The organism is Ruegeria sp. AM2 (genome assembly GCF_056540685.1).
This window is the reverse complement of record NZ_JBQFXE010000001.1, coordinates 718,389-744,686: the sequence shown is the minus strand read 5'-3', so window position 1 is coordinate 744,686 and position 26,298 is coordinate 718,389. Positions and strand designations below refer to the sequence as shown.

Annotated in this window: 19 protein-coding genes; 16 read left to right on the top strand and 3 right to left on the bottom strand. The window is 57.9% G+C overall.

Annotated features, from left to right (window positions below; genetic code table 11):
* Position 1: 1 nt before the first annotated feature.
* From ACR0CR_RS03740 to ACR0CR_RS03695, 10 genes are all read left to right on the top strand, one after another.
* Positions 2 to 1,204 carry a protein phosphatase 2C domain-containing protein gene (locus tag ACR0CR_RS03740; protein ID WP_480596857.1) on the top strand — a complete coding sequence of 401 codons (1,203 nt, stop codon included), beginning with the start codon at positions 2 to 4 and terminating at the stop codon, positions 1,202 to 1,204.
* Between the two features lie 8 nt (positions 1,205 to 1,212).
* A complete protein-coding gene (locus tag ACR0CR_RS03735; protein ID WP_480596855.1) occupies positions 1,213 to 2,307 on the top strand; it encodes a serine/threonine protein kinase in 1,095 nt (364 codons plus the stop codon).
* A 44-nt stretch (positions 2,308 to 2,351) separates the two neighbouring features.
* On the top strand, positions 2,352 to 3,536 hold the full coding sequence (locus ACR0CR_RS03730) for a trypsin-like peptidase domain-containing protein (RefSeq protein ID WP_480596853.1): 1,185 nt from the start codon (positions 2,352 to 2,354) through the stop codon (positions 3,534 to 3,536).
* On the top strand, positions 3,517 to 4,257 hold the full coding sequence (locus ACR0CR_RS03725; protein WP_480596851.1) for an ATP-binding cassette domain-containing protein: 741 nt from the start codon (positions 3,517 to 3,519) through the stop codon (positions 4,255 to 4,257). The genes ACR0CR_RS03730 and ACR0CR_RS03725 overlap by 20 nt, the downstream gene beginning before the upstream one ends.
* A 2-nt stretch (positions 4,258 to 4,259) precedes the next feature.
* Complete coding sequence (locus ACR0CR_RS03720) at positions 4,260 to 5,444, top strand: ABC transporter permease family protein (protein WP_480596849.1); 1,185 nt, start codon at positions 4,260 to 4,262, stop codon at positions 5,442 to 5,444.
* Positions 5,437 to 7,062 (top strand): formylglycine-generating enzyme family protein, encoded by a 1,626-nt coding sequence (locus tag ACR0CR_RS03715; protein WP_480596847.1) that lies wholly within the window; start codon positions 5,437 to 5,439, stop codon positions 7,060 to 7,062. The genes ACR0CR_RS03720 and ACR0CR_RS03715 overlap by 8 nt, the downstream gene beginning before the upstream one ends.
* 17 nt (positions 7,063 to 7,079) lie before the next feature.
* Positions 7,080 to 7,340 (top strand): hypothetical protein, encoded by a 261-nt coding sequence (locus ACR0CR_RS03710; RefSeq protein WP_480596845.1) that lies wholly within the window; start codon positions 7,080 to 7,082, stop codon positions 7,338 to 7,340.
* A 6-nt stretch (positions 7,341 to 7,346) separates the two neighbouring features.
* Positions 7,347 to 8,684 carry a serine/threonine-protein kinase gene (locus ACR0CR_RS03705; protein ID WP_480596843.1) on the top strand — a complete coding sequence of 446 codons (1,338 nt, stop codon included), beginning with the start codon at positions 7,347 to 7,349 and terminating at the stop codon, positions 8,682 to 8,684.
* 1 nt (position 8,685) lies between these two features.
* Entirely contained in the window at positions 8,686 to 10,635 is a 1,950-nt protein-coding gene (locus tag ACR0CR_RS03700; protein WP_480596840.1) for a vWA domain-containing protein, read from the top strand.
* 323 nt (positions 10,636 to 10,958) lie between these two features.
* On the top strand, positions 10,959 to 15,560 hold the full coding sequence (locus ACR0CR_RS03695) for an immune inhibitor A domain-containing protein (RefSeq protein WP_480596838.1): 4,602 nt from the start codon (positions 10,959 to 10,961) through the stop codon (positions 15,558 to 15,560).
* 110 nt (positions 15,561 to 15,670) lie between these two features.
* On the opposite strand, the gene ACR0CR_RS03690 is transcribed toward ACR0CR_RS03695, so the two are convergent.
* Genes ACR0CR_RS03690 through ACR0CR_RS03680 form a run of 3 tightly spaced genes read right to left on the bottom strand, consistent with a single transcriptional unit; the run spans position 15,671 to position 18,698 of the window.
* The gene (locus ACR0CR_RS03690; RefSeq protein ID WP_480596836.1) at positions 15,671 to 16,816 is read right to left on the bottom strand and encodes an ABC transporter permease; all 1,146 of its coding nucleotides are present in this window, start codon (positions 16,814 to 16,816) and stop codon (positions 15,671 to 15,673) included.
* Positions 16,813 to 17,739, bottom strand: coding sequence for an ABC transporter ATP-binding protein (locus ACR0CR_RS03685; RefSeq protein WP_480596835.1), 927 nt, complete (start codon positions 17,737 to 17,739; stop codon positions 16,813 to 16,815). Before ACR0CR_RS03685 ends, ACR0CR_RS03690 begins: the two co-directional genes overlap by 4 nt.
* On the bottom strand, positions 17,736 to 18,698 hold the full coding sequence (locus ACR0CR_RS03680; protein WP_480596833.1) for an HlyD family secretion protein: 963 nt from the start codon (positions 18,696 to 18,698) through the stop codon (positions 17,736 to 17,738). Before ACR0CR_RS03680 ends, ACR0CR_RS03685 begins: the two co-directional genes overlap by 4 nt.
* 514 nt (positions 18,699 to 19,212) lie before the next feature.
* Between ACR0CR_RS03680 and ACR0CR_RS03675 the strand changes: the two genes are divergently transcribed.
* The 6 genes from ACR0CR_RS03675 to ACR0CR_RS03650 are packed head-to-tail and all read left to right on the top strand — an operon-like array spanning position 19,213 to position 26,259.
* The gene (locus tag ACR0CR_RS03675) at positions 19,213 to 21,507 is read left to right on the top strand and encodes a bifunctional salicylyl-CoA 5-hydroxylase/oxidoreductase (RefSeq protein ID WP_480596831.1); all 2,295 of its coding nucleotides are present in this window, start codon (positions 19,213 to 19,215) and stop codon (positions 21,505 to 21,507) included.
* Positions 21,504 to 22,235 carry an SDR family NAD(P)-dependent oxidoreductase gene (locus tag ACR0CR_RS03670; protein ID WP_480596829.1) on the top strand — a complete coding sequence of 244 codons (732 nt, stop codon included), beginning with the start codon at positions 21,504 to 21,506 and terminating at the stop codon, positions 22,233 to 22,235. Before ACR0CR_RS03675 ends, ACR0CR_RS03670 begins: the two co-directional genes overlap by 4 nt.
* Entirely contained in the window at positions 22,232 to 22,699 is a 468-nt protein-coding gene (locus ACR0CR_RS03665) for a MarR family winged helix-turn-helix transcriptional regulator (protein ID WP_480596828.1), read from the top strand. The genes ACR0CR_RS03670 and ACR0CR_RS03665 overlap by 4 nt, the downstream gene beginning before the upstream one ends.
* Entirely contained in the window at positions 22,689 to 23,489 is an 801-nt protein-coding gene (locus ACR0CR_RS03660) for an enoyl-CoA hydratase family protein (protein WP_480596826.1), read from the top strand. Before ACR0CR_RS03665 ends, ACR0CR_RS03660 begins: the two co-directional genes overlap by 11 nt.
* Positions 23,489 to 24,640, top strand: coding sequence for an acyl-CoA dehydrogenase family protein (locus tag ACR0CR_RS03655; RefSeq protein ID WP_480596824.1), 1,152 nt, complete (start codon positions 23,489 to 23,491; stop codon positions 24,638 to 24,640). Before ACR0CR_RS03660 ends, ACR0CR_RS03655 begins: the two co-directional genes overlap by 1 nt.
* Entirely contained in the window at positions 24,640 to 26,259 is a 1,620-nt protein-coding gene (locus tag ACR0CR_RS03650) for an AMP-binding protein (protein WP_480596822.1), read from the top strand. The genes ACR0CR_RS03655 and ACR0CR_RS03650 overlap by 1 nt, the downstream gene beginning before the upstream one ends.
* The last annotated feature ends 39 nt before the right edge of the window (positions 26,260 to 26,298 follow it).

The window sequence follows — 26,298 nt, the reverse complement described above, 5'->3', positions numbered from 1 at the left end:
CATGGCAGTGATAAGCGGCAAACAGCTTCTGGGGCGGCGGGACAATCAGGAAGACGCGTTTGACGTCGTTTATCAGAACGAACGTGACCCAAAGTCTGATATCCTGATCTTGGTTGCGGACGGAATGGGTGGTCACGCAGGCGGCGAGGTGGCGGCCAACCTGGCATTGGCCGCATTCAAAAAGCACTTCGTCGAGGGTTCGACCGCGCCGCGCCCCCGTGAAAGGTTGCAGGAAGCGTTGCACGCGGCGAATGAAGCGCTGCGTCAGCGGATTGCAAGTCAACCCGACCTGAAAGGAATGGGGTGCACGTTAATTGCCGCGCTCAAGCTGGGTGACCGGCTTGTCTGGGTCTCGGTTGGCGACAGCAGCCTTTACCTGATGCGCGAAGGGCGGTTACGCAAGCTGAATGCCGACCATTCGCTTTATGGCGAGTTACTGCAGATGGTGGCCGCAGGAACGATCACCCAGGACGAAGCCGATAGGCATCCTCGTCGAAATGCGCTGCGTTCGGCCTTGATGGGCGACAAGATTTCGCTGATCGACGCCAACGCGGTTCACCTCAAGCCTGGTGATATGATCCTGGCGTGCTCGGACGGGCTGGACACATTGGCACCGTCGGAGATTGCATCGCTGCTGAAAGGCGGCAAGGGGCACGACGCCCGTGGTGTGGCGTCGGATTTACTGAATGCCGTTGAAGCCAAGAATAAGCCCAAACAGGACAATACGACTGTGGTTGTTTACGTTCATGTCCAGGAGGGCATGAGCAGTCTGTTGCGTGGCAGCCAGTGGAATTTTGGCGAAGGCGCGGGGCGGAACAAGACCCTTAAATACGCGTCGATTGCGTTGGGTGCCCTGGCCATCGGTGCAACGATCGGTGCGATAACGATGTCGGGCGGTGACGACGCTGAGGTATCTGAAGAGGCCCAAAAACCGGCCGAAGAGACCGCCCCGCGACAAGTACAGCAAATCGGTGACCGCCCCGTCGAACAGGAGCCTGAGCAAGGTGCTCCGATAAATGAAAACGACCAGGTCTTGGAACCGCAAGAGCCGCTCGACCCGCAAGGGCCGGACGAGGACGGCTCGACGACGGAACCGCCTGATGAATCCGTGACGCCGGACTCCGAAACGGTGCCTCCGAAATCGGAAGGCGCACCCGACGAAATCAACGAAACGCCGGGCGAACCCGTTGAACCAGAAAGGTAAGGACACCTGTGTCTATTCACCTGCCAAAGGGAGAGACATTTGCCGGTTACGTTCTTGGTAGCGTGCTGGGGCAGGGCGGGTTTGGCATCACCTACCAATCGCGCAATCGCAAGAGCGGCGAAAAATTTGCCATTAAGGAGTATTTCCCGGCAGATTACGCGCAACGCGCGGCCGACAACCTGGTGACGCCGACCAACGAAGGGCAGCAATTGTTCCGGCTGGGCCTTGAGGCGTTTTTGGAAGAGGCTGAACTGTTGCGCGATCTGCCTTCGCAACAGGGGTTGATGCGGGTGCGTGCGGCCTTTCGCAAACATGGCACGGCCTATTGCGTCATGGAGTATATCCACGGCGATCCTCTGGACCGAATGCTGTCGCGCATGATCGATGCCCGGGGGCATGTGCCGCAGGAGCTGGTTCTGACTTTTCTGCAATCCATGCTTGGCGCGCTGGATGCGGTCCATACCATTGGTGTGGTCCACCGGGACATGAAGCCCGCCAATGTGATGATCCGTAAAGACGGGCAACCCATTCTGATCGATTTTGGCGCCGCGCGGGTCATGGGAAAGGCTGGTGCGACGGGGTCAATGTTCACGCGTAAGTATGCAGCCATAGAACAGTTTCCTCCGGAAAAGACCGGGTTGGGCGGCAATGTTCAGGAAGGTCCCTGGAGCGATCTCTTTGCGTTGTCGGTGATCCTCTATGAAATGGTGTCGCAAAGCCTGCCGCCGAATGCAGAAGAACGCTGGCGGGAGGTCCGGAAATCCGGGCGTGATCCTTATGTGCCGGTGAGACAGAACCTAACCCGAAACAGGGTATCCGCGCGTTACGATGATGCGCTGCTGGACGTGATCGATCTGGGCTGCAACCTGTTGCCGCGGGATCGTATCCATTCCGCCCGCGATTATGCCCGCGCTGCCGGAATCGAACTTGGTGGCCAGAAACGGTCAGAAGAAAAACCCAAACGCAAAGCCCAAAAGAAGCCGCAGCGCCGTCCAGGGGCGGGAACAACCCGACCGCGCGGCAGACAGCGGGCAGCAATACTGGTTTTGATGTTCATCCTGATTGTGGCGCTCGCCGTCATTGCAAGTGGAATTATGTTGTGAAAATTGTGACTTGTCTTAGATATTTGAAGTTTGCAATCGCAGTAATGATTGCCGTTGGTTCGCCCAAAGCGGATGCTCAGGTGAACTCTGAGGTGGTCGAACTGGCCGATGGCGCGGTCGGGCGCGTAATGGTCACAGGCAAACAGGGGTGCTGTGGGTTCGGTTCAGGATTTGTATTCGCTCCGTTGCCCGACGGTGATGGATACTACTTTCTGACCAACCAGCACGTCATTGAGGGCCTCGTCAGCGCCTATGTCGGTTTCAAAAAGAATAACAGGGTCTACAAATACGACGTCTCAGTTGCATCCGTCTCATACGAAAGGGATATGGCAGTTCTGGAGATCAGGCCGAGAGAAAACTTTGATCACACCCCTCAGATACTGACCATTCGAGAGGGCGAGATCAAAAAGGGTGAACCTGTGGCCGCAGTGGGGTTTCCCTACACGTCGGATTTGTCCAACGAAAGCCGCAATGAGCAGGCGCTTTTTGAAACCACCCTCACGCAAGGCCATGTAAGCAAGGTCTCTCAGGGCACAATTCTTGATGATCGCGGCACACAGGAGATTATTCAGCACACGGCCGCGTTCAACAAGGGAAATTCGGGCGGTCCCACGATTGATTCTTGCGGCACGACGCTTGGACTTAATACATCCCTGGCAGACGGGACGTATTTCGCGTCATCAGCAAACTCGATCAGCAGATTCCTCAGGGACAACAACTTTCCGTTTACGTCCAACCCGAACAGCTGCGATCCTGACAATCCAGACATTGTCCGCGTTGGCGCATCGCCCGACAATCTGTGGGTCATATTGGCGGTTTTGTGTGGCGCTGGCGCGGCGGTTGTCGGCGGTATGTACTATGTCGCATCCAATTCTCGGGAAGGCGCTGGCCTGATATCTGGCAGTACCAAAGCTGCAAAGGCCAAGGGTGCCGCAATCTTGTCGCTGTCACTCGGTGGCAAATCTCTGAATGTCAGTGCAGCCCAGCTGCGCGCAGGGGTCACGATCGGTCGGGCCAGCGAGAACACATTTGTGGTCGGCGATCGTGACCTCAGCCGCCGTCACGCAAGCCTTTCGTTGCAGGGACGCAAGATCATGTTGACCGACCTGGGTTCGTCCAACGGTACCAAAGTCGACGGGCGTCGCCTGAAACCAAACGAACCGGTGCAGATCAACACCAAATCCAAAGTTGCGCTGGGAGGGATCGATCTTGTCCTCAGACGAACCTGACACCGCACGGACCGTTCTGTCAGTCCGGAATCTGGGTATAGAACGTGCGCCGGGGTTTTTTGTGGTGATCGAGGAACTTGACCTGCGCGCGGGTGAAAGCATCGTTCTGGACGCCGTAAGCGGTGCGGGTAAAAGCACGGCGTTGGGTCTGATCGCGGGCGCGCTGCCTCTGGCTGAACTGCCGGACACGCGGCACATCATCGACGGCGTGCGTATCAACCCAAAGATGCCCCGTTCCGATTTCGCGGGCCCGGACAAATTGGGGTTTGTTCTGCAAACCAACACGTTGGTACCTTATCTTAATCTATTGGAAAATGTCACACTGCCGATGCGAGTCGCGGAACGTTCGGTGGACCGGGACTGGTTGGATCATTTGATCCGGGCACTGGGATTGCGCGACTTCACCGCGCGGAAGCCCGGTCAATTGTCCGTCGGGCAAAGACAGCGGGTCTCGGTGGCGCGCGCGTTGCTTGGCCAACCTGCACTGCTGTTGCTTGATGAACCGGTTTCCGCGCTGGACCCGGCAAATGTCACCGAGGTCGAGGCTTTGATCGTTCATCTGGCGGCCGAGGCTGGGTCTGCTGTCGTTCTCGCCAGCCATCAGGCCCAGACCGGAGAATTCGCGCTGACGCCACGTGCCGACCATCGGATAGTCAATCATCAAGGGCAGGCTTATTCCATTTTCTCGACCGCAGGTCGGGCGGCGATAAAGGTGGCCTGACGATGCGGATACCTGTCACTTTGGCGTTGCGTGAACTGCGGCATGACTGGCAGGCAGCGCTGTGTTTTATCGCCGCGCTTGCCGGGGTTTTGGGACCATTGCTGATTGTTCTGGCCCTGAAGAACGGCGTGATTGGCACCATGGTTGGTCGATTGATCGAGGACCCGTCGAACCGGGAAATTCTGGCTATTGGCGCGGATCAACATGATGCGGCGTTCTTTGCTGCATTGAATGCGCGCGACGATGTTGCGTTCGTCGTACCAGCCACACGATCCATCAACACCTCTGCCAATGCCATTCGCCATGAGGCTGCCCGCAGGCTTGAACGCGCCGTGCCGTTGATCCCCTCTGCGGCTGGTGATCCCTTGATCAGCGGTGAGCCGGTCGAAGGCGGGCGGGTCTGGATTTCAGAAACCTTGTCCGAGGATCTTTCCGCACAGCCAGGAGACAGTCTGGACATGATCATTGGCCGCGAAGTCGATGGTCAGCGCGAAAATGCCCGGCGTGATCTACAGATCATCGGCATTGTGCCGTCGGAAATCTGGCCCCGCGCGGCCGTTTTTTTGTCGGTCCCGGATTTGCTTGCAGTGGAGCGGTTTCGCGACGACCTTTCAGCCACCCCGGCAAATTGGACCGAACCGGTGGACGAACCTGAAAACTACGCCAGTTTCAGATTGTATACGCGATCTTTGGACGACATCGGCGCTGTGTCGGAATACCTGACCTCGGTCGGGGTGCAGTCCAGGCCCCGCGCTGAAAACGCAGCTTTGTTGCTGTCGTTCCGTCGCAACCTCAACATCCTGTTCACGGCAATTGCCGCGCTGGCCGTTTTTGGGTTTTGGGCGGCAATGTCTGCAAACTTGCGCGGCATGGTCGAGCGTCAGCGTGTGATTTTCAGCCTGTTTTCGATGCTGACAATGCCCGAACGCCAAAGGTGTCTGATCCCGGTCGTGCAAAGCCTGGCTTTGGTCATGGGCGGCGTGGCTGCAACTTTGGTCATCATTGCTCCGTTTTTGCTGGCCATCAATGTGACCTTCGACACCACCGGCGAGGCTGTCGCTCGCCTTTATGTCGGCGATGTTGCCGCAACGCTTTTGCTGGGTGCAGTTACTGCGGTGACGGCGGCGGTTTGGGCGGTGATCGCCGTGCGCAACGTTGAACCTCAAGAGGTGCTGACCCATGCTTAGACTGACACTTGCCCCATTAATTGGCCTGGTGGTCCTGGCCACTACAGCACAGGCACAGGACATCACCTGGCGCGAAAAATACTATAACCCTCAACCTGCCGACGGAGATCTTACGCTGCCGATGCCGTGCGGTGGTGCGATGACATTCCGAAAGGTTGCAACGCCGAACACCGATGGCGTGATCGGTGATGTGGCCGTTGTACTGGGGCAGGAAGGTGGCGAGCAACCCTATCTCAACGGTTTGCGGCGGGCTTTTGTGTCAGGGGCCTTCGAAGATGAGGACGGCGCCGCCAAGGGTTACTTCTATATGGCCAAATATGAGTTGGCACAGGCGCAATGGGACGTCGTCATGACTGCGACATGTCCGGAAAAGGAACCGCGCCGACGCGCCTTTGTTCCAGCCGTAGAACAGACGCGGCTGGATTTTCAACGTTTCGCCGAGGCTTATACACTGTGGCTCATGCAAAATGCGCCAGAGGCCTTGCCGCGTGTCGGCGACACACGTGGCTATCTGCGCCTGCCCACGGAAGAAGAGTGGGAATATTCCGTTCGTGGCGGCCTGTCCGTCGACCAGGCGCTGTTTCGTGCGCCATTGCCGCCTGTTCCCGAAGGCACGCCTCAGGATGAGTATATCGCCCATGGCGGAACGGCGTCAGCAGGCGGCAAGGTTCAGGTGATCGGGTCTTTGAAGCCTAATCCGCTGGGCTTGCATGACATGCTTGGAAACGCTGCCGAGATCGTGGGCGATCCATTTGCTTTGGTGCGGCATGGGCGTTTGCACGGTCAGGCGGGTGGTTTTGTCAAACGGGGCGGGGACGCACGCACACCGCTTGCCGACATCAACTCGGCCACCCGGTATGAAGTTCCGCCTTTCGACATTCTTTCGAACACGGCGTCAGTAGATCGGTTCACCGGCACCCGGCTTGTTTTACAGGGTTTGGCGATCACGTCAGCCGATCAGGATCAGGCGCTGATAGACGGGTTGGATCAACTGGCACGCCCCGATGAAGGCCTTGCCGTTGCCGCCAGCGAACAAGAAGCCATGGATTTGCTGGACGAGATTTCAGCAGAAACCCTTTCAGACCGGACCAAAACTCAGTTGGCGGTCATCAAGGACACGCTTAATCGAGGGCGGGTCGAGCGGAACGCACAGCGCGACCAGTCGATCCGGTTGATCCTGACCTCTGGCGTTCTGGTCTGCGGTCAGGCCATCCGCCGTTATCTGAATGCCTTGGTCTCGTCGCTGACCATCCAGCCCGAGCTGGATGCGCTGGAAGCCGAGGCACGGGAAAGTGGCGATCAGGAGTTTTTGGAAGAAGTCCTTGCCGCCAAGGCCGACGCGCAGGCAAAGCTGGCTGAACTGGAGGCCAAGGCCAAAGCGGATATCGTCGAATACGCAAACCTGATTGAGGGTCTGGTAGACCAGTATTCACCGACGCTGCTGCGCAAACAAATCGACTTCATCTACCCGACCGAGGCCGGTCGCGGTCGCGAGCGCGAGAATTGCCTTGCCATGGTACAGGATCATATCGGCGCACGCACTGTTGCGGGGTTCTCGGACCTCGATGAGATTGCACAGAACTTTCAGGATGTGGCGCTGTCGTTTGTTGAAGATTGATATTGAAAGGTGATGAGATGCGGGATGTTTTGAGTAAATCGCTTGAGGTTCTAGTCTGGATCGCGGCTGGGTTTTTTATCTTGTTCTTCTGCATCGCGGCGATTGTGTTGCTGCAGATCCCGCCTTTCGGACCGGATTTCAAGACTATCATCGGAGCCTTCCTGACGGTTGTGTTCGGCATCACGTGGTCGCTGGTATTCGCCGGGATCTGTTTTCAAATCATGGACATTCGCAACTTTACAAAACACGCCGCGATAAGTCTGAAAAACCGGAGGTGAGGGGATATGGAACATTCGGTACTGGGTTTGCGCCCCGGCAGCGTTCTTCAGGATACGTATGAGATCAAGTCTCTGTTGGGCGAAGGCGGCATGGGGGCGACCTTTCGCGGCCTGAACCGGGCCAGTGGGCACGAGGTGGCCATAAAGGTCATGACCCCTGAATTCGCAAAAAACAAAAAGGCGGTGGATTTGTTTCGCCGCGAGGCCAATCTGCTACGTACTGTCCGCAGCGAGGCGGTCGTGCGGTTCGAAACTTCGATGCTGGACAAGGACGGGCGTTTGTTTTTGGTCATGGAATTCGTTCCCGGTCATCCGCTGTCTCATTATCTGAAGAAGGGCGCGCGGCTGTCGCCAGAGGACGTCCTGAAACTGGGGCTGCGCCTGTCCGAGGGGCTGGAGGCTATCCACAAGCTGGGGATCGTGCACCGAGACGTGGCGCCCGACAATGTCATGATCTCGCACGAAGACATCAACCAGGCCAAGTTCATTGATTTCGGTTTGGCCTCAGACAGCGTGGGCACCGACAAGTCGATCATCGGAGATAGTTTTGCGGGCAAACTCCGCTATTGCGCTCCAGAACAGCTGGGTCTGTTCGGGAATGATGTTTCGGCGGCCACTGATGCTTATGCTCTGGGTCTGGTCCTGATGCGAACCGCTGGTTTGGAATTACCCGGAGAGGGCAAGGGGTTCGCTGCTGTCGAGGATCGCAAAACGAATGTGCACATTGATGGCTCCAAGGTTTCTCCTGGCTTGAAAATGGCTCTGGAACAGTTGCTGAAGGCTAATCCCAAGGATCGCCCCAGCGATCTTCCTGGTCTCTTCCAAAAGGCGCTGGGCGGTGCGTCCGGTCAGGCCAAGCCCTCTGGCGCCGAGCCTTCGGGAAAACCCCAGCCTAAGGGTGATACCGAAGGCGGAAGCAAAATGCCCCTGATCGCTGCTGCTGTGGTCGGGCTTGCCATCATCGCCGGGGGCGCTTGGTATTTCTTGAACGGTGCAGGCGGGTCGTCGGCTAAGGTCGACCAATCCGTAGTTGTGGCGCGAGAGGCGGTTGCTTCGGATGATCCATTGACCTCTGCGCGAGCCTTGTTGGACGAGGGAGGCACCCAAAACCTTGAGGCTGCGCTTGGCGCGCTTATGGAGATCACAAACAATCAAGAGATCGCGCAACAAGATCGAGCCGACGCAAACGTTTTGATTGCCGAAATGTACGATCCGAAAACGCACACCACAACAACGTCGCCATTTCCGCGCCCCGATCCGGCGGCGGCGCTGCGCTTTTATCGCCGGGCGGCGGACCTGGGTTCTGCACCGGCTCAGGATGCCGTGAATCGGCTGGGGGAGTGATATGATGCATCTACCAAAACTGATCCATGTTCTGGGCGTGCTTTTGTTGGTCACGGCAGGCGCTGCAGTGGCACAAAACCCATCACCCTTGCCGATCGAAGGGAAGACCAATCTGTTCCAGCGCGTGCTCATCCGTGAACAAGTGCAGGCTACAGCCGAGCCAGAAAGCGAGCAGGGCGTTCAGGCGCTGTCACCGTTGCAAGTTTTCTTCGTTTATGATCGCAACGGAGACTGGATGCAGATCGGGCCCAATGACCAGGGTGAAAACTTGGTGTGGATTCCTGAATCGGCGTCCGTTGCGTGGAACCAAAACATTGTCGCGACGCTGGAAGGCAGCGACAATGTCGGCAGGGTTTTGTTCTTCAATGACATTGATCCAATCTACGACATCATCGAAAGCGAAAACCCCGCCCAATTGGCCGAGGGCGCGCGGGATGAAGCGCTAAAGGCCGAAACCGGCGGCACGCCATCTGAAACGGTGATTGCGCTTGGCCCGCGCGAGGTGATTGACCAGCGGCAGAACCTGTATGTCATGCCGATCCTTTCGGTCGAAGAAGCGGTGTTCGACATCGGACCCTTCGTCAATCTGCTACAGGTGGCAGTGGCCAGCGCAAATGCTCCAAAGCCCGCAGACCTGCCGATTTCTCAAGACGCAGGCGACCTGAAAACAGCCGTTGTTTTCGTGGTCGACACGACGATTTCGATGGAACCCTACATCCGAGCCACGCGCGAGGCATTGCAAGAGGTCTACAAGGAAGCCGCTGGCTCAGATGCAGCCGATGCCGTCAGCTTCGGGCTGGTCGGCTATCGCGACAACCTGTCTGCGGCACCCGCGCTGGGCTACGACGTGCGCACGTTTGTCGATCTGCAAGAGGGCTTGTCTGTTCAGAATTTCCTAAACGGTATCGATCAGATGCAAGAAGCCGATACCAGCAGCAAGAATTTCCGCGAGGACAGCTATCGCGGCATTGAGCACGCTCTGGAAGACATGGATTGGGGCGAATTCGGCGCGCGGTTCATCGTGCTTGTCACAGATGCGGGTCCGCGCGAATTCGACGACCAATTCTCGGCCACAGGACTGAGCGCGGAAAGCCTGAACCGTATCATACGGGAACGTATCGGAGGTGCCATGGCCGTTATGCACCTGCGAACACCGCGTGGCGCAAAGGATCACCCCTCGGCCGAGGCGGCGTATAAGCAGCTGACAGCCTATCCGAATTCGGCACCATTGTATTTCCCGATTGAGAATGGGGATCCCGCGCTATACCAGGAAACGGCGCGCAATCTGGGGCAGATCGTGGCGCAGCAAACCTCGTCGTACCGTCGCAGTGGTGGGGACGAAGTGCTGAATGAAGATGCCATCGTTAACGAGGATGGCGGCACGTTCAGCGGGTTGAACACTGCCGGTCGCACCATGCAGCTTGCCTATCTGGGAAAGACGGAAAACGCCCGCGCGCCGGATTTGTTCGAAGCATTTGTTGCGGATCGCGATTTTGATCGAACCGGGCTGAAACCGTTATCGATCCGGTTGCTGATTTCCAAAGCTGATCTGAGCAATCTGGAAGAAGCGCTCAGGATTATTGTCGATCAGGCCGAAAGGAACGTGGTCAACCCAGACCAGTTCTTCACCCAGGTGCTGGGAGTCGCTGCGGATATGAGCCGTAGGCCTGATAAAGTCTCACGGCAGTCAGACCCCAGCCTCGCCGAGGCGGTGGCCCTCGACGAATATCTCTCTGACTTGCCTTACAAGTCTCAGATCATGTCAATCACCGAGGACGACTGGGTGCGCCTGCCGATTTCTCAACAACAAACGATCGTTAATGGGCTTTACGACAAAATCGAGCGGTACAGGCGCTATAACGAGTCCACTGACCAATGGGTGGATTACCTGGGCGCGGGCCCAAATGCCGGAAACCTTCTATATCCAATGCTGCTTGACGATCTACCCTAGGCGAAACGCTGGCTGAACGCCTAAGAGCAACTTGCGGGTTTCTGGCGGTTTGATCCTTTGGTACCGGTAAGGACCATGGGCGCAGATGCGCCGATCTGAGGCTTGTTCTCGGTTTCCGATTCTCCAAAAACGGGAATCGTAGTATACTTTGTACGGATTATAGTGGCACCGATGTGCTCGGTCAGGCTCGCTGATCCGGGTTCAAATCTTCTTTGAACGATCGGGCGCACCTAGAAAAACCGCCACAGAAAATCTGGTTTCATTTTGAGCATTTGAGAGGGGTATTTTTCCCCTCTGGTTTCTATTTGTTACGGAGATTCCCCATGGCAGAGTCCAGCAATTCCCCTAACACCGTTCGTCAAATCGGCTACCGCGCGACGCGCACTGGCGGTAAGGCAAATCAGGCAGGATGGTGCCGACCGGGTGAGACACACTCAAAAGACACGAGCGACGAAGGCAAGACCGGCGATCCAGTCGGTCAGGGACCCGTCGTCCTATTCGGACCGGACGATCAATTCGTGGCTGAATTCGGGAAAAAGACGGTTTCAGTACGCGCGTTTGACGATCTTGACGCGGACAAAGACCCACTGATCCATTCAAAGATCGAGGCCACGATCATCAAGGCCCATGCGACCGGCGCGTCCACGCCGTTGCTTCTTTATGGGATCGACGACGAAGGGCGGGCATTGGCGATTGATTTCCGACCAAGGCCAAATTGCCCCGAGGTTGAAGGGCTTGCCGCCGAACCGAAGGTTCACCCGGTATCTGCCAAGATTGATGGCACGGTTTCCGACATGGTCGTTCTGCGCCGCAAACTTGTACTGACGGTTGCTGAGCGGGACGGCCACCGCGCATTGGTCGAAGTCAATCGGCGTACCGGACAGGCCGAAAGGCTGGGGCCGTTTCCATTGGACGGTGATCTAACCGCGCTTGATCCCGGTCGTCATAACATCCTGTTGGGACGAAACTCCGGAGAGCTGCGCCTGGTGATGACAGGCTCGGACGCGGTTTCGGGCGGGATTGAGATGCACCACTTTGACATTGATCGCGTCTCAGCCGCTGCAGTGTCAGGTGGAACGCACCTGATTTTGGCGCGTAAGGGTGGATTGGTTCAAAAGGTCGATATGCGCGCTGCGTTGCCCGAAGCGACGGCGCGTGTTGCTGATCCATTAGCCAGAATCTGCTATGTTTTGCGGGTGCTTCTTGAACGTTGTGGATGTGATTGCAAATGCCATCCCGATGGCGGCGGAGACGGAGATGATGACACCCCCCGCGACCCGAATGACCCGGGTGATGATGAGCCATGCGATGACCGTCACTCCGCCCAGTTGGGCTTCACCGTTTACAAATTCCACAAGGCGACCAGCCATGTGGTCGCCATCGGTGCATCTGGTACACGCATGGCTGTGCTGGATCGTCGCCTGAATGTTCAATTCGAACGCAAGGTTGATCGGGTTGGTTCCGAGATTGCCGCAGGTCAGACCCACACGCAGAATATGCTGATCAGGCTGCCGCGCAAAGCGCAGCTCGAAGCATGGCGTGTGGCAGATTATGTGGCTGAGTTAAATCCGCGGATTCCGGGCGACATTGGTGTCTTGATCCCGAAACCCGCAAAGACTGTTACTTATTGGGGTCGAAGAAATCCAAGAGCAGCTGTCAATCCAACCGTTGAGATCTGCATATTCCCAGTGGTCGACGGCGGGCAGACCTACGGCGATCCCGACATGACCGAGCTGATCGACCAGGTCTCGGCGAAAATTTTTGCGACCGTCGATGACTATTACGACGAGTGCAGCTTTGGCGATATGTCGATCAATTTCACCGTGTTCGGTCACGACATTGGCGGCACGCGAACGCCATTGGTGTTGCCTCAGTCGCAGGCCAGCTACTGGTGGGACAGCTTCCGGGCCGGGGGTCTGCAGGCGGTCATGCCTGCCGACTGGGCGAATCCTGTTGTTCTGGACGGCACCGAAGCGTTTGAAATGCGCGCAAATCCACGTGCCGGAGCGGTCAAGACCTATGATGTGCCTTTCGCCGCTATGTGGAGCAGCGCCGATCAAGGCGATTTCCCGGTATCCCTGACCTTTGACGGAACCGAGACTCTGGAACTGACTGTCGAAACCCAGACCGGGGACTCTCACGTACTAACGTTGAATTTCCCGGCAACGAACCTGACGGTCAATCAGGGTGGAGACATTGCCGGGTTCCTTAGCGATCTGGGCGATTTACTCACAAACACGATCCGGGCTGCCGAAGCGGGCATTACCGGAAGCCCCGTGTTGATTCAGGATGTTGAGTTCCGCCGCATTCGAATTTCGAGCAGCGATACGGCCTTTGGTCGTGCACAGGGTCAGTTCCGCATCGCCTCGGCCGGCGGGGGTGCCACACAGAAGGGACGAATTTCCGTGACCGGACCTGCGGTACCCGCAGCCCCGTTGGCTGCGTTGGGGCTGTCGTCTGCAGATATTCCCGGGGTTATGAGCAGCACGGGCGCTGTCAGCTCATATTTTCGTGAATGTCTGCGTGCCACGCGCGCGGATGCTGGGGAAGGCGTAGGCGGAAGCGCTGCATATTTCAGCACCACAGCCTCGACAAATTTCGATGCCGGCGCACAGGAAGTGACCGTAAGCGTGAATTTGACGGCAGATACCGGCGGGCAGTTGGCCGACATTGAGCGTGTCTCAAGCTCGGGCCTGGCGGGCACGGGTTGGGATGCGGCCATGCCTAATCCGGGCAGTGAAAGCGGTCCAAACAACTCCAATGCGCTGCGCCATTCGGTTGACCTTGCCGATGATACGTTTACCGCAGCTATGGAGCATATTCGCGCGACAACGGCATGGGATCGAAACACCGTCGAGGCGATGTTCGACAATTTCGATGTCATGATGATTGCGCATGTGGGCGCGCCGCATCCCAGTATTCCGGCGGCTGATCAATGGACTTGTGACGATCCGGCAGGTTTTGGTGGCAAACGGATGTACGCACGCGGCCATTACGCCACAGACCAAAACCCGCCAGGCGGAGAGGAGCCGGTCCAGATGGGCACGTCGCGGATAATCGGGCAGCGCTTCAACGCCTTCAACAATGCACAGATGACAAATCAGGCCGGTGTCATGGCGCATGAGATCGGCCACGCCATCGGTCTGCCTGACCTCTATTCTGCGAACGGGTATCGGGACGATGTCGATTATGTTGACCCTTGGGCGATGATGGCGGGCGGTAACGTCAACTTCCATCATTTCTGCGGTTGGTCGAAATGGAAGCTCGGCTGGATCCCTGACGACCCGGACCCGAACATCAACCGGACGATTTTTGTCGACCTGCCGTCGCCTACGGGGACGTCCGTCACCGAGGCTTGGCTGGTTCCGGTTGAATATTGGGATAACGCGATGAGCACGGATGTGCGCGACGAGGTCGGAGGGACCGTGCCGATTGGTCAATTGATGAAGCTGAACCTGGGCAGCGACGGTGGTGTGACAGCTTTCCTGGAATTGCGGGCTTCGGGTTCGAATTTCTCGCAGAACCTAAGCCCCGAGCCGACGGTGATTGCGACAAACGGGTTGGACCCAAATTCAGATCGGCACTGGGCTGTGAATGGCCTGTACCGCCGATCCGTGCATCTTTTGAACGACGGAACCGAGCTGCGCGCGGTAAATGACACTTGGGACTTTGCCGCCGCGCCGGAATTCCCGGTCAAAGGGTGCACCGCCGAAGTGTCGGACATTCGTACCGTACGCGGGACGATTCCAGTCTACCGGGTACGGGTTGAGCGCGAACAGGCGGAATATATCGATCTACATTTCCAGGACCACGTGCCCAGTTGGAAAAGTCCGGATATCTGGGTCGACTGGCCTGGTGATAACCCTGACCCGACAGTGCCGCGCGTTTATCCGGTTGGAACGCCAACGGATCAGGGCGAAACCGTGCGTTATCCCGCAAGCGGGACCGAAACGCATTATGTAGTCGCCCGCGTTCACAATGCAGGGAATGTGCAGGCCGAAGACGTCAAAGTGCGCTGGTTCGTGTGTGACCCGCCAGGCTCGGGCGACGACGGGCGCTGGGTCAATCGTGGAACTCAGACCATCCCTTCGGTAGGGGCCGGTGCCAACGAGATCGCGGTATTTGACTGGAATGTCGACAATTCGACCAACGTGCATCAGTGCATGCGGATGGAGATTATCGACTGGACAATCCCCAGTGGTGTTGATCCGGCAACCGGGGACACGGTTGCCCTGGCCTCGGATGACGTCAAGCTGCAGAACAACAACGCGCAGCAGAACGTGTTCGATTTCGAAGCATTGACCGGTTCGCCCTATGCTCCGATCACTTTCCCGATGCAGGTTCACAACGACCGCGTGGAATCAGAAATCGCGGCGTTGGTGCCCAGCGGTTTGCCGCATGGTTCCAAGCTGACCATCTCGCCACGGGAACAAACGATTCCTTCGGGCCAGTCGCGCGTGTTCAATTGCACGTTGGAACTGGATGATGCGGTGATACGGCCTGGTTGCAATAATGACAGCGGGTTCCTTCTGACCGCATGGCGCAGGTCTCAGGAAGCTGACGAGATTTGGGGCAGCTGCTTTTACCATGTGCGGCCCAGATACCGAACGAACCTCGAGATCGTTAGGGGCACGTGGTTCCATGGTCGCGTGGTCGTGCACGGGCGCCTTCTGGTTTTGACTGACGCGCAGATCAATCTGGCCGACGATCAACCGCTGACCGCGCGGATCAGGATGCTTGTCGATGGTCCGGGCGGCACGCCGATCTGGCGGGTGGCTCCGATCCAATCGGACGGAAGCTTTACGCTCGATACAACCGTTCAGGATGGCAAAACGATGATTGTCGAGGCCTGGTTTGACCGGACTGATCGCCTTGGGTCCTCGGTCTCTAATGAGGTTGTACTCAAGCAGAGCTTCCTTGAGTAAGGTCCGAGGCCCTTTAAAATAGGCACATTCCCCCGATCTGACTGATTGGGGGAAAACAGGTTGAATGCCACCGTATTTGGAACGCGATTGAACAACCCAATGTGAACGCGTCAATCCAGTCGTTTTTTGAACCGGAACGTTGCGACCAGCAATCCGACGGCGATGAAGCCGATCATCCACAAAATGTCCCAGCGCAGCGCAAACAGAGATGCGTCCCGTAAGACGACGCCTCGGATCATGTCCATGAAATGTGTCGCGGGTAAAATCTGTGCAATGACTTGCACCGGCTTGGGCATGCCGTCGAATGGGAACATAAAGCCGGACATCAGGATCGATGGCAGCAGGACAAAAATCGTCATCTGCATGGCTTGCAATTGATTTCCGGCCAGCGTCGAAATCACCAATCCCAGGGACAGGCTGGCAATGATGAACAGCAAGGTCACCACCAGCAAAACCCCCAGCCCGCCATTCATCGGCACGTCAAACAGCACATGCCCGAGGCCCAGTATGATCGCGACCTGAATCAGCCCCAAAAAGATGTAGGGTATGATTTTGCCAATCATCAACTCGACCGAGCGGATCGGCGTGTTGATCAACATCTCCATGTTGCCCCTTTCCCGTTCGCGCACAATTGCCGCCGAGGTGAAGAGGATCATCGTCATGGTCAGGATCACCCCCACCAGACCGGGCACAATATTGACGGCCGATCGTTGCTCGGGGTTGAAGTACAAGGTTACTTCGAACGTTGGGACCTGCCGGTTCGGCGGTTGTTTCATCAATTCGGTCAGGGGCATCGTTCTCAGCGATTTGATTGCGCTTGCCACCATCGTGTCCGAGCCATCGACGATCCAGTGCGCGACAGGTCGGCTGCTGGTCTGGTTCGTCGCATCGGGCAGGCCAAGACCGACCGCGGGGCTGCGTGCTATCCGATTGTCCAGATCGGGCGGCAATATCAGTGCTGCACGCACCCGAGATTCCGTGATGGCGCGTTCTGCGTCCTCGGGGGTGTTCAAGCGTTCGGTCACCGTCACAACCTGCGTCGCTTGCACCAATTGCGCCATCGTCCGAGACAGCTCGGACTGTGCCTGATCCACCAAAGCCACAGGGACGTGGCGAAGGTTGGTGTTGATCGCGTATCCGAACAGCAGCAACTGGATCAACGGGATCATGATGACCATGCCGAAGGTCATTCTGTCCCGGCGGAGCTGCAGCAGCTCTTTCTTCAATACGGCGGATACGCGACGGGCTGAGATCACGGCTTGGCCCCCCGCGTCGCACTGACGAATACGTCCTCGAGGTTTGGACGTTGCACTGTCAACGATATTTCCGGATGAGCTTGCAAAAGGGATTGGAGCATTTTCGCGGGTTCAGGTTCTGCCTTGTCGACCAGGACACGCAATCGCGATCCGATCTGCGCGGTCGACAGGATTTTGGGTCTGCCGTCCAACTCGTGTTTGATTTTTCTGAGGTTCGGACCCTCGACCTCGACAACAGTGGCTTGCAAGTCTGTCATCAACTGCCGCGGTGATCCATCCGCCTTTTTCACGCCGTGTTCCAGAATGGCCAGACGATGGCAACGTTCGGCTTCGTCCATAAAATGCGTGGAGACGATCATGGTTGCGCCCTGATCGACCAGATCAAACAGCTGCTCCCAGAATGTACGCCGCGTTTCGGGGTCCACAGCCGACGTGGGCTCGTCGAGAAACAGCAGCTTGGGGTGGTGAATAACGGTCGCAGCTAGTGCCAGCTTTTGACGTTGCCCGCCACTCATACTGCCGCTGAGCTGATTGACGTTGTCCACGAGGTCATAGGTCTGCAGCAATTCATCGATCCGAGCCGCAGCCTTGTTTCGAGGGACGCCGTAAATCTCGGCTGCGAATCTCAGATTCTCCAACACCGTCAAATCGCGGTAGTACGAGAAGATCTGGGTCATATAGCCGATATCGCTTTTCAGCGGTTCCGCCGCTTGCGGCATCGACTTTCCCAGAACCGAGATGGTTCCGCTGCTGGGCGTCAGCAACCCCGTCAGCATACGCATCGTGGTCGTCTTGCCACAGCCGTTTGGACCCAGAAAGCCGTAAATCTGACCGGTCCGGATTTCGAGGTCCAGATTGTCCACCGCTGTCTTTTCTCCGAACCGACGGGTCAGGGCCTTGGTGGAAACCACCAGATCGCTCATGGCATGGTCACCTGTACGGGAACTCCGGCGGGCAAGTCGGGTGACGCGTCTGGCAGGTCAATCTCAGCCAAATACACGAGCCTCGTGCGATCGTCCTTGTTCAAACCGTAATACGGGGTGAACGAAGCGTCATCGCTGATCCAGCGGACGACGCCCTGAAGCGGATCGCTCAGGCCGTCAACGCGGACCTCCAGGCTGTCGCCGGTCTTGAGATGCACGCGATGGGGCTCAGGTACGTAGACGCGCGCGTAAGGGATTTGTCCGGTTACCATGACCGCCACAGGGCTGCCCGAGGTCACGCGCTCACCGAGGTTCCAAGGCAGAGAGTCCAGCACACCATCGCGTGTTGCAACAACGGTCAGGTCGTCCAGAACGGTCTGTTCGGCCTCGACCAATGCGTTCGCTGCACGCACATTTGCCTCAGCCACCGCCAGGTCTTCGGGCCGTGTGCCGTTTTGCAGTTCTTTCAGTGACTCGCGCGCACTGGCCAGTTCGGCCCGCGCAGAATCCCGCAATGCGAGGTCCTGTTCCAGCTTGGATTCAGTCACGACCGAATTGACGACCAATTTGGAATTCCGGTCATACGTCGCCTCGGCGTCGGCCAGCCGCGCTGCGGCCCCGGCAACTTTGGCCTCGGCAATCGCGATTTCTTCTTCACGCGGCCCGACCTGAAGCTTTAGCAGGGTCGCCTCGGCCTTCTCTAGTTCAGCTCGGGCCAGGTTCAGCTTTGCCGTTTGCAACGTGCCGTCGAGTTGTACCAGAACATCGCCCGCTTTGACGGTCGTGCCTTCGGCCACTGGCAGATTCACGACGACTTCGTTTGCGGTGGCCGTCAAGGCAACCCGATCACGTGCGAGCACCCCCAGCGCCACGCTTGTATCCGACCCCGAGCACCGATCCAAAATTGCGGTTAGCGCGGCAACAAGCACCAGTGGAATGGGCAGCGTCAAATTAAGCACGAAGTCACCTCCTGCGGCTGGGCGTCAACCTGAAAAGTGTTGTCAGCATACGTGCTGGTGATCCGGCTTGTATATAATTTTGCTTGGAAAAACACGTACGTCACATGTGACCACTGATCGAAAATCGACATGGGTCCAACGCCGCCAAGGCGGTACTCTGAAATCCCCTTGGAACAATCCTGTGTCAAGTGGTGAGGCCGCAGCCATGCCGCCGTCAGGGGCAAAAAAGCTGGCCGGTGAAAACGCCCGTGTCGTCCTAGGCCAGCCGAACGGCCATGATCGCGAACCATTGCGCGGTCTATTTGACTGCTCAGTTGCTGTTCAAATTGCTCAAGTTTTTCGTTTCGGGCGCACGAAAAGGTTGACCAGTCTGCTTTTGGACCCAGGCGGGGTCGGGATGCAAAAAACACGTTGTCTCGCACTTTATATTTTATACCTAAAATATTTTTACTTGAAACGTTTGGCGACTCACCCTAGCGTCAAGGCCTGCGACACTGACAGGAGAGCGCCAGCAATGAGAATTGCGTGCTTAGGTGGTGGTCCCGCCGGCCTCTATTTTGGGATTTCGATGAAGCTCCGCGATCCCGAGTCCGAGGTCGTGGTGTTCGAGCGTAACCGCTCGGATGACACGTTCGGCTGGGGCGTCGTGTTGTCAGATGAAACGCTGGACAACCTAGCCGAAAACGATCCGATCAGTGCCGCGACCATCCGGGATCACTTTGCCTATTGGGACGATGTCGCGTTGGTTCATAAAGGGCATCGAACAGTATCCAGCGGCCATGGGTTTTGCGGCATCGGACGCAAACAACTGCTGCTGATCCTGCAGGAACGCGCCCGGCAGCTGGGCGTTGAGATGCGGTTTGAGGCCGAAGTCGACAAGGCGTCAGCTTACATGGACGACTTCGATGTTGTCATTGGTGCGGACGGGTTAAACTCAAAAACGCGAATGGAATTCGCGGATGTGTTCAAGCCGGACATCGATCAGCGCTTGTGTCAATTTGTGTGGTTGGGAACCCATCAGAAATTCGATGACGCCTTTACCTTCATTTTCGAACAGACTGAAAAGGGTTGGGTCTGGGCGCATGCCTATCAGTTTGACCCCGACACCGCGACCTTCATCGTCGAATGCACACAAGAGACGTTTGACGCCTACGGATTTGGCGAGATGAGTCAGCAAGAGTCGATTGCGGTTTGTGAGGACATTTTCAAAGACCACCTGGGCGGACATCATTTGATGACGAATGCCAATCATATACGTGGGTCGGCCTGGCTGCGGTTTCCGCGAGTGCTGTGCGAAAAGTGGAGCTACAAGAACGTTGTTCTTTTGGGCGATGCGGCGGCAACGGCCCATTTTTCCATTGGGTCCGGCAGCAAGCTGGCGATGGAAAGCGCCATTGCATTGGCCGACTACATTGTCAGTGAAGACACGCTTGAAGCGGCGTTTTCTCGCTATGAAGATGAACGCCGGCTTGAAGTCCTGCGGTTGCAATCGGCGGCCCGAAACTCGCTGGAATGGTTCGAGGATGTGGAACGGTATCTGGACCTCGATCCGGTGCAGTTGAATTACTCAATGCTCACGCGATCCCAGCGGATCAGCCATGAGAACCTGCGCGAACGGGACAGAGAATGGCTCGGGCGAGCCGAGGCATGGTTCATGGAACAGGCAGGTGTCGGGGCGAATGAGCCTGCGCGAGCGCCGATGTTCGCGCCGTTTCAGCTGCGGGATATGCGTGTGAAAAACCGCATCGTCGTGTCCCCCATGGCGCAATACAAAGCTGTCGATGGCTGCCCGACAGACTGGCACCTGATCCATTACGGCGAACGCGCGAAGGGCGGGGCAGGGCTGGTTTACACCGAGATGACCTGTGTCTCGCCGGATGGTCGGATCACGCCGGGTTGTCCGGGGCTATATGCGCCGGATCACGAAGAAGCATGGCGAAGACTGACGCACTTTGCGCACACCGAGACGGACGCAAAGATCTGCTGTCAGATCGGCCATTCGGGCCGCAAGGGCTCAACTCGTGTCGGCTGGGAGGGGATGGACAAGCCGCTGGAAGACGGGAATTGGCCTTTGATGTCGGCTTCGGCCATCCCCTGGGCGGCGGGTAACGCAGTTCCAAAGGCGATGGATCGCAATGACATGGATACGGCCAAAGCGGACTTTGTGGCGGCAACGCAGATGGCTGATCGCGCCGGTTTCGACATGATCGAATTGCATGCGGCGCACGGCTATCTGATCTCGTCCTTCATCTCTCCGATTTCGAACCGGCGCGAAGATGAATATGGCGGTGAGCTGGAAAACCGCATGCGCTATCCGCTCGAAGTCTTTTCGGCGATGCGCGCCGTGTGGCCTGTCGACAAGCCGATGGCCGTCCGAATCTCGGCCAATGACTGGATTGGCGATGATGGCATAACGCCCGAGGATGCGGTCAGCATCGCCGCGATGTTCGAAGCGGCCGGGGCTGATATCATTGATGTCTCGGCTGGACAGACCTCGACACAGGCCGAACCGGTGTACGGCCGGATGTTCCAGACGCCGTTCTCGGACCGCATTCGCAACGAGGGCGGGATTAAGACGATGGCAGTCGGCAACATTTATGAACCGGATCATGTGAACTCGATCCTGATGGCGGGCCGGGCCGATCTGGTCTGCCTTGCGCGCCCGCATCTAAGCGATCCGTACTGGACGCTTCATGCTGCCACGGCGCTGGGCGACCGGCAAGAGGTCTGGCCGAAACCTTATGAGGCAGGCCGCGATCAGGCATGGCGGTTGGCAGATCGCGACGCGGAATTGGTGGGCAAGGTATGAGCCATGTTGTGATCTCTGGCGGCGGTACGGGCGTTGGTGCCGAAATCGCGCACAGTTTTGTGCAAAGCGGCGTGGCGGTCACCATATTGGGTCGCAGCGCAGAGACTTTGCAAGCTCAGAACTTGCCCTATGAACTGTGCGACGTAACCGACGCGGACCAGGTTCAAAAGGCCGTCGCAACCGCGCGCGCGGCCAGGGGTCCGGTCACAGCCGTCATTGCCAATGCGGGCGCAGCGACGTCGCTGCCGTTTCAGAAGATGACCCCGGATGATCTGCGCGCGATGACCGAGGTCAATCTGGTCGGCGTCTTCAACCTCTGGCAAGCAGGATTACCCGACATGAAAACGGCGGGCGAGGGGCGGTTGATCGTCATCGCCTCGACCGCCGGGCTCAAAGGGTATCCTTATGTCTCAGGTTATTGCGCCGCAAAACACGCTGCAGTTGGTTTGACTCGGTCTTTGGCCATTGAATTGGCGAAAACGGGCGTGACCGTGAACGCTGTTTGCCCGGGTTTCATCGAAACCTCGATGCTGGAGCGTTCAATAGCAAACATCGTTGAGAAAACGGGCATGACCGCAGAAGACGCCGCCGCGTCGCTGCACAAAGGTAACCCGCAACGGCGGTTTGTTCAGACCGAGGAAGTCGCGAGTGCGGTCCTATGGCTGTGTTCCGATGCGGCGAAATCGGTCAACGGGCACACGCTCAGCATATCCGGGGGCGAGATATGAGCCCGAGCCTTGCCCAAATACCCTTGGAAGACGCCTCGAAAGAGCGGCTGCGCCTGTGGCTTCGGGTGTTGAAAACGACGCGCGTGATCGAGGCGACGTTGCGCGAGAATTTCCGTGATCAGTTCCAAACGACTTTGCCCCGGTTCGACGTGATGGCCGCGCTGTCGCGTTACGAAGACGGGCTGAAAATGAGCGAAATCTCGGGCGCTTTGAGGGTGTCCAACGGCAATGTCACCGGTATCGTTGACCGGCTGGCCGAGGATGGGTTTCTGGTGCGTGAGGCCGTGCCGGGGGACCGCCGCGCGCACCGGGTGCTGATGACCCCGAAGGGGCGCGAGGAATTTGCCCGTCAGGCCGCCGCCCATGAGGCTTGGATCAATGACATGCTGGGACAGTTTTCAGCTGAAGAAGCCCGTGCAATCACAACAGAATTCAACGTGCCGGAGGGGCCTGATGCGCAGTGACGTCACTCATTTCAAATGCGAGATCAAGGATCGGGTTGCCACCGTTATGCTGGATCGGCCGGACCGCAAGAACCCGCTGACCTTCGACAGCTACGCCGAACTGCGCGATTGGTTCCGTGATCTGGCCTACGCCGATGAGGTGGATGCAGTGGTCTTTGCGTCGAACGGGGGCAATTTCAGTTCAGGCGGCGATGTGCATGACATCATCGGACCGCTCACGCGTATGAACATGAAACAGTTGCTGGCCTTCACCCGAATGACCGGTGATCTGGTCAAGGCGATTGTGAATTGCGGCAAGCCGGTGATTGCGGCTGTGGATGGCGTGTGTGTCGGAGCTGGGGCGATCATCGCCATGGCCTCTGACCTGCGCATCGCGACGCCTGAGGCGAAATGCGCGTTTCTGTTCACGCGCGTCGGGCTTGCGGGCTGCGACATGGGGGCTTGCGCCATCCTGCCCCGGATCATCGGGCAGGGGCGCGCCGCCGAATTGCTGTATACCGGTCGCAGCATGAGCGCCGAGGAAGGCGCGGCCTGGGGGTTCTATAACCGACTGGTCGATGTGGATCAGTTGCAGGCCGAGGCACAGTCTTTGGCCACGCGCATCGCTGCGGGTCCGAATTTTGCACATATGATGACCAAGACGATGCTGGCACAGGAATGGTCCATGTCCATCGAACAAGCGATCGAGGCCGAGGCTCAGGCGCAAGCGATCTGCATGCAGACCGGCGATTTTGAGCGTGCTTACAATGCTTTCGTCGCCAAAGATAAACCTGTTTTTGAGGGTGATTGATGGCGGATCAAACCTTCTTATCCTGGCCCTTCTTTGAACCCTATCACCGCGATTGGGCGGCGCGGGTCGATGAGGTGGCGCGTGGTTTGGAGATTGATCATTCCGACACAGACGCTGCTTGCCGTGGATTGGTTCGGGCGCTTGGTGATGCCGGGCTATTGCAGCCGACAGCAGATGAGACAGGAGCGCTGGACGTCCGGAAACTCTGTCTGGCGCGCGAGATTTTGGCCCGCCACGACGGGTTGGCCGATTTCTCATTTGCGATGCAGGGGCTGGGAACCGGGGCCATCTCTTTGTTTGGAAGCGATGCGCAAAAGTCCAAATGGCTGCCGTTGACACGCAGCGGGCAGGCGATTTCAGCCTTTGCATTGACCGAGCCTCAGTCTGGCTCGGACGTCGCCAATTCTACCATGACCGCGACGCGGGACGGCGACCACTATGTCCTGAATGGTGAAAAAACCTGGATCTCGAACGGAGGCATCGCCGACCTCTACACTTTGTTTGCCCGCACCGGAGAGGCTGCGGGTGCAAAGGGGCTGTCAGCCTTCGTGGTGACGCCCGATCTGCCTGGGTTCCAAGTCGCCGAACGGCTGGACACCATCGCGCCACATCCTCTGGCGACGCTGCGCTTTGACGATGTGCGCGTCCCGGCCCAAGCGATGATCGGCGCACCGGGGCAGGGGTTTCGCATCGCCATGGCTGTGCTGGATGTCTTCCGGTCCACGGTCGCGGCAGCGGCGCTTGGATTTGCGCGCCGAGCGCTGGATGAAGCCCTGACGCGTGTTACGACCCGACACGTTCAGAGCGCCCCGTTGTTTGATTTGCAGATGGTGCAGGGACACATCGCCGACATGGCCGTGGACATCGATGCCAGCGCGTTGCTGATCTATCGCGCGGCCTGGGCCAAGGACACGGGTGCCGCGCGCATTACCCGCGAAGCTGCAATGGCCAAACTGTTTTCGACCGATCAGGCGCAGCAGGTGATCGACAAGGCGGTGCAGCTTTTTGGTGGCGACGGGGTGCGATCCGGAAGTGCTGTTGAAATGCTCTATCGCGAAATTCGTGCTCTGCGCATCTACGAAGGCGCGTCCGACGTGCAAAAGGTCATCATCGCGCGGCAAGCCATGATGGCGCATCAAGGAGGTCAGTGATGCTGGGTCAATCCGCTCATACCGACACATTCGCGCGTGACAACCTGCCCCCGTCCGGGCAATGGCCGGAATTTCTGTTGGACGGGTTTGACTACCCGGAAGTACTGAACGCAGCTTATGAGTTGACCGATGCGATGGTCGAGAAAGGGTTCGGCGACAACATCGCGCTTATCGGGAATGGGCGACAGCGCACATACAAAGAGATGACCGATTGGACCAACCGCCTTGCACATGTGTTGGCCGAAGATCTGGGGGTTGAACCTGGCAACCGTGTGCTGATCCGCTCGGCCAACAACCCGGCGATGGTGGCGTGCTGGTTGGCCGCTACGAAAGTTGGGGCGGTTGTGGTTAACACGATGCCGATGCTGCGGGCCGGCGAGTTGAGCAAATATGTCGATAAGGCGGAAATCCAGTTCGCGCTGTGTGACACGCGTTTGATTGATGAAATGGAGGCCTGTGCCCGCGACAGCAAGTATCTGACAAAGGTGGTGGGCTTTGACGGCACCTCGAACCACGATGCCGAACTGGATCGACTGGCGCTGGAAAAGCCCGTCAAGTTTGATTGCGTGCCCACCGGACGGGATGACGTGGCGCTGCTTGGATTCACCTCCGGTTCGACCGGAGAGCCAAAGGCGACGATGCATTTTCACCGCGACTTGCTGATCATCGCGGACGGCTATGCGCGCGAAATTTTAGGCGTGACACCCGACGACGTCTTTGTCGGTTCTCCGCCCTTGGCCTTTACGTTTGGACTGGGCGGATTGGCCGTGTTCCCGCTCCGATTTGGAGCAACCGCAACCTTGCTGGAACAAGCCTCACCTCCGGGCATGATCGAAATCATCGAAAAATACCGCGCGACCGTGTGTTTTACGGCCCCGACTGCCTACCGCGTGATGCTGCAAGCGATGGAGGACGGAGCGGATTTGTCCAGCCTGCGGGCGGCTGTTTCGGCGGGTGAGACTCTTCCCAAACCGATCTACGACGACTGGATGGCGCGGACTGGCAAGCCAATGCTGGATGGTATTGGGGCAACGGAACTGCTGCACATCTTTATCTCGAACCGGTTCGACGACCATCACCCGGCCTGTACTGGGAAACCGGTGAATGGATACGAGGCCAAAGTGCTGAAAGATGATGGCTCCGAGGCCGAGAACGGCGAGGTGGGCCGGCTCGCGGTGCGCGGGCCAACGGGATGCCGATACCTCAACGACCCACGGCAAGCGGACTATGTGTCAGACGGGTGGAACATTACTGGCGACAGTTTCCACAAGGATGCCGATGGCCGGTTCCACTTTGCCGCGCGCAACGATGATATGATCCTGTCGTCGGGCTACAATATCGCGGGCCCCGAGGTTGAAGCCGCGCTGTTGTCACACGCAGCAGTCTCGGAATGCGCCGTGATCGGTGCCCCGGATGACGAGCGCGGTAATATTGTCGAGGCGCATGTCGTGCTTGTTGACCCTGCTGAGGCATCCGACGCGATGGTCAAACAGCTTCAGGACCACGTGAAGTCGGTCATAGCGCCGTACAAATATCCGCGTGCGGTTCGGTTCTGCGCCGAACTACCGAAAACCGCGACAGGAAAGGTTCAGCGATTCAGGCTGCGGCAAACGGAGTAACCCTATTGCCGGCCAATGACGGCTAGTCAGACTGCCCGA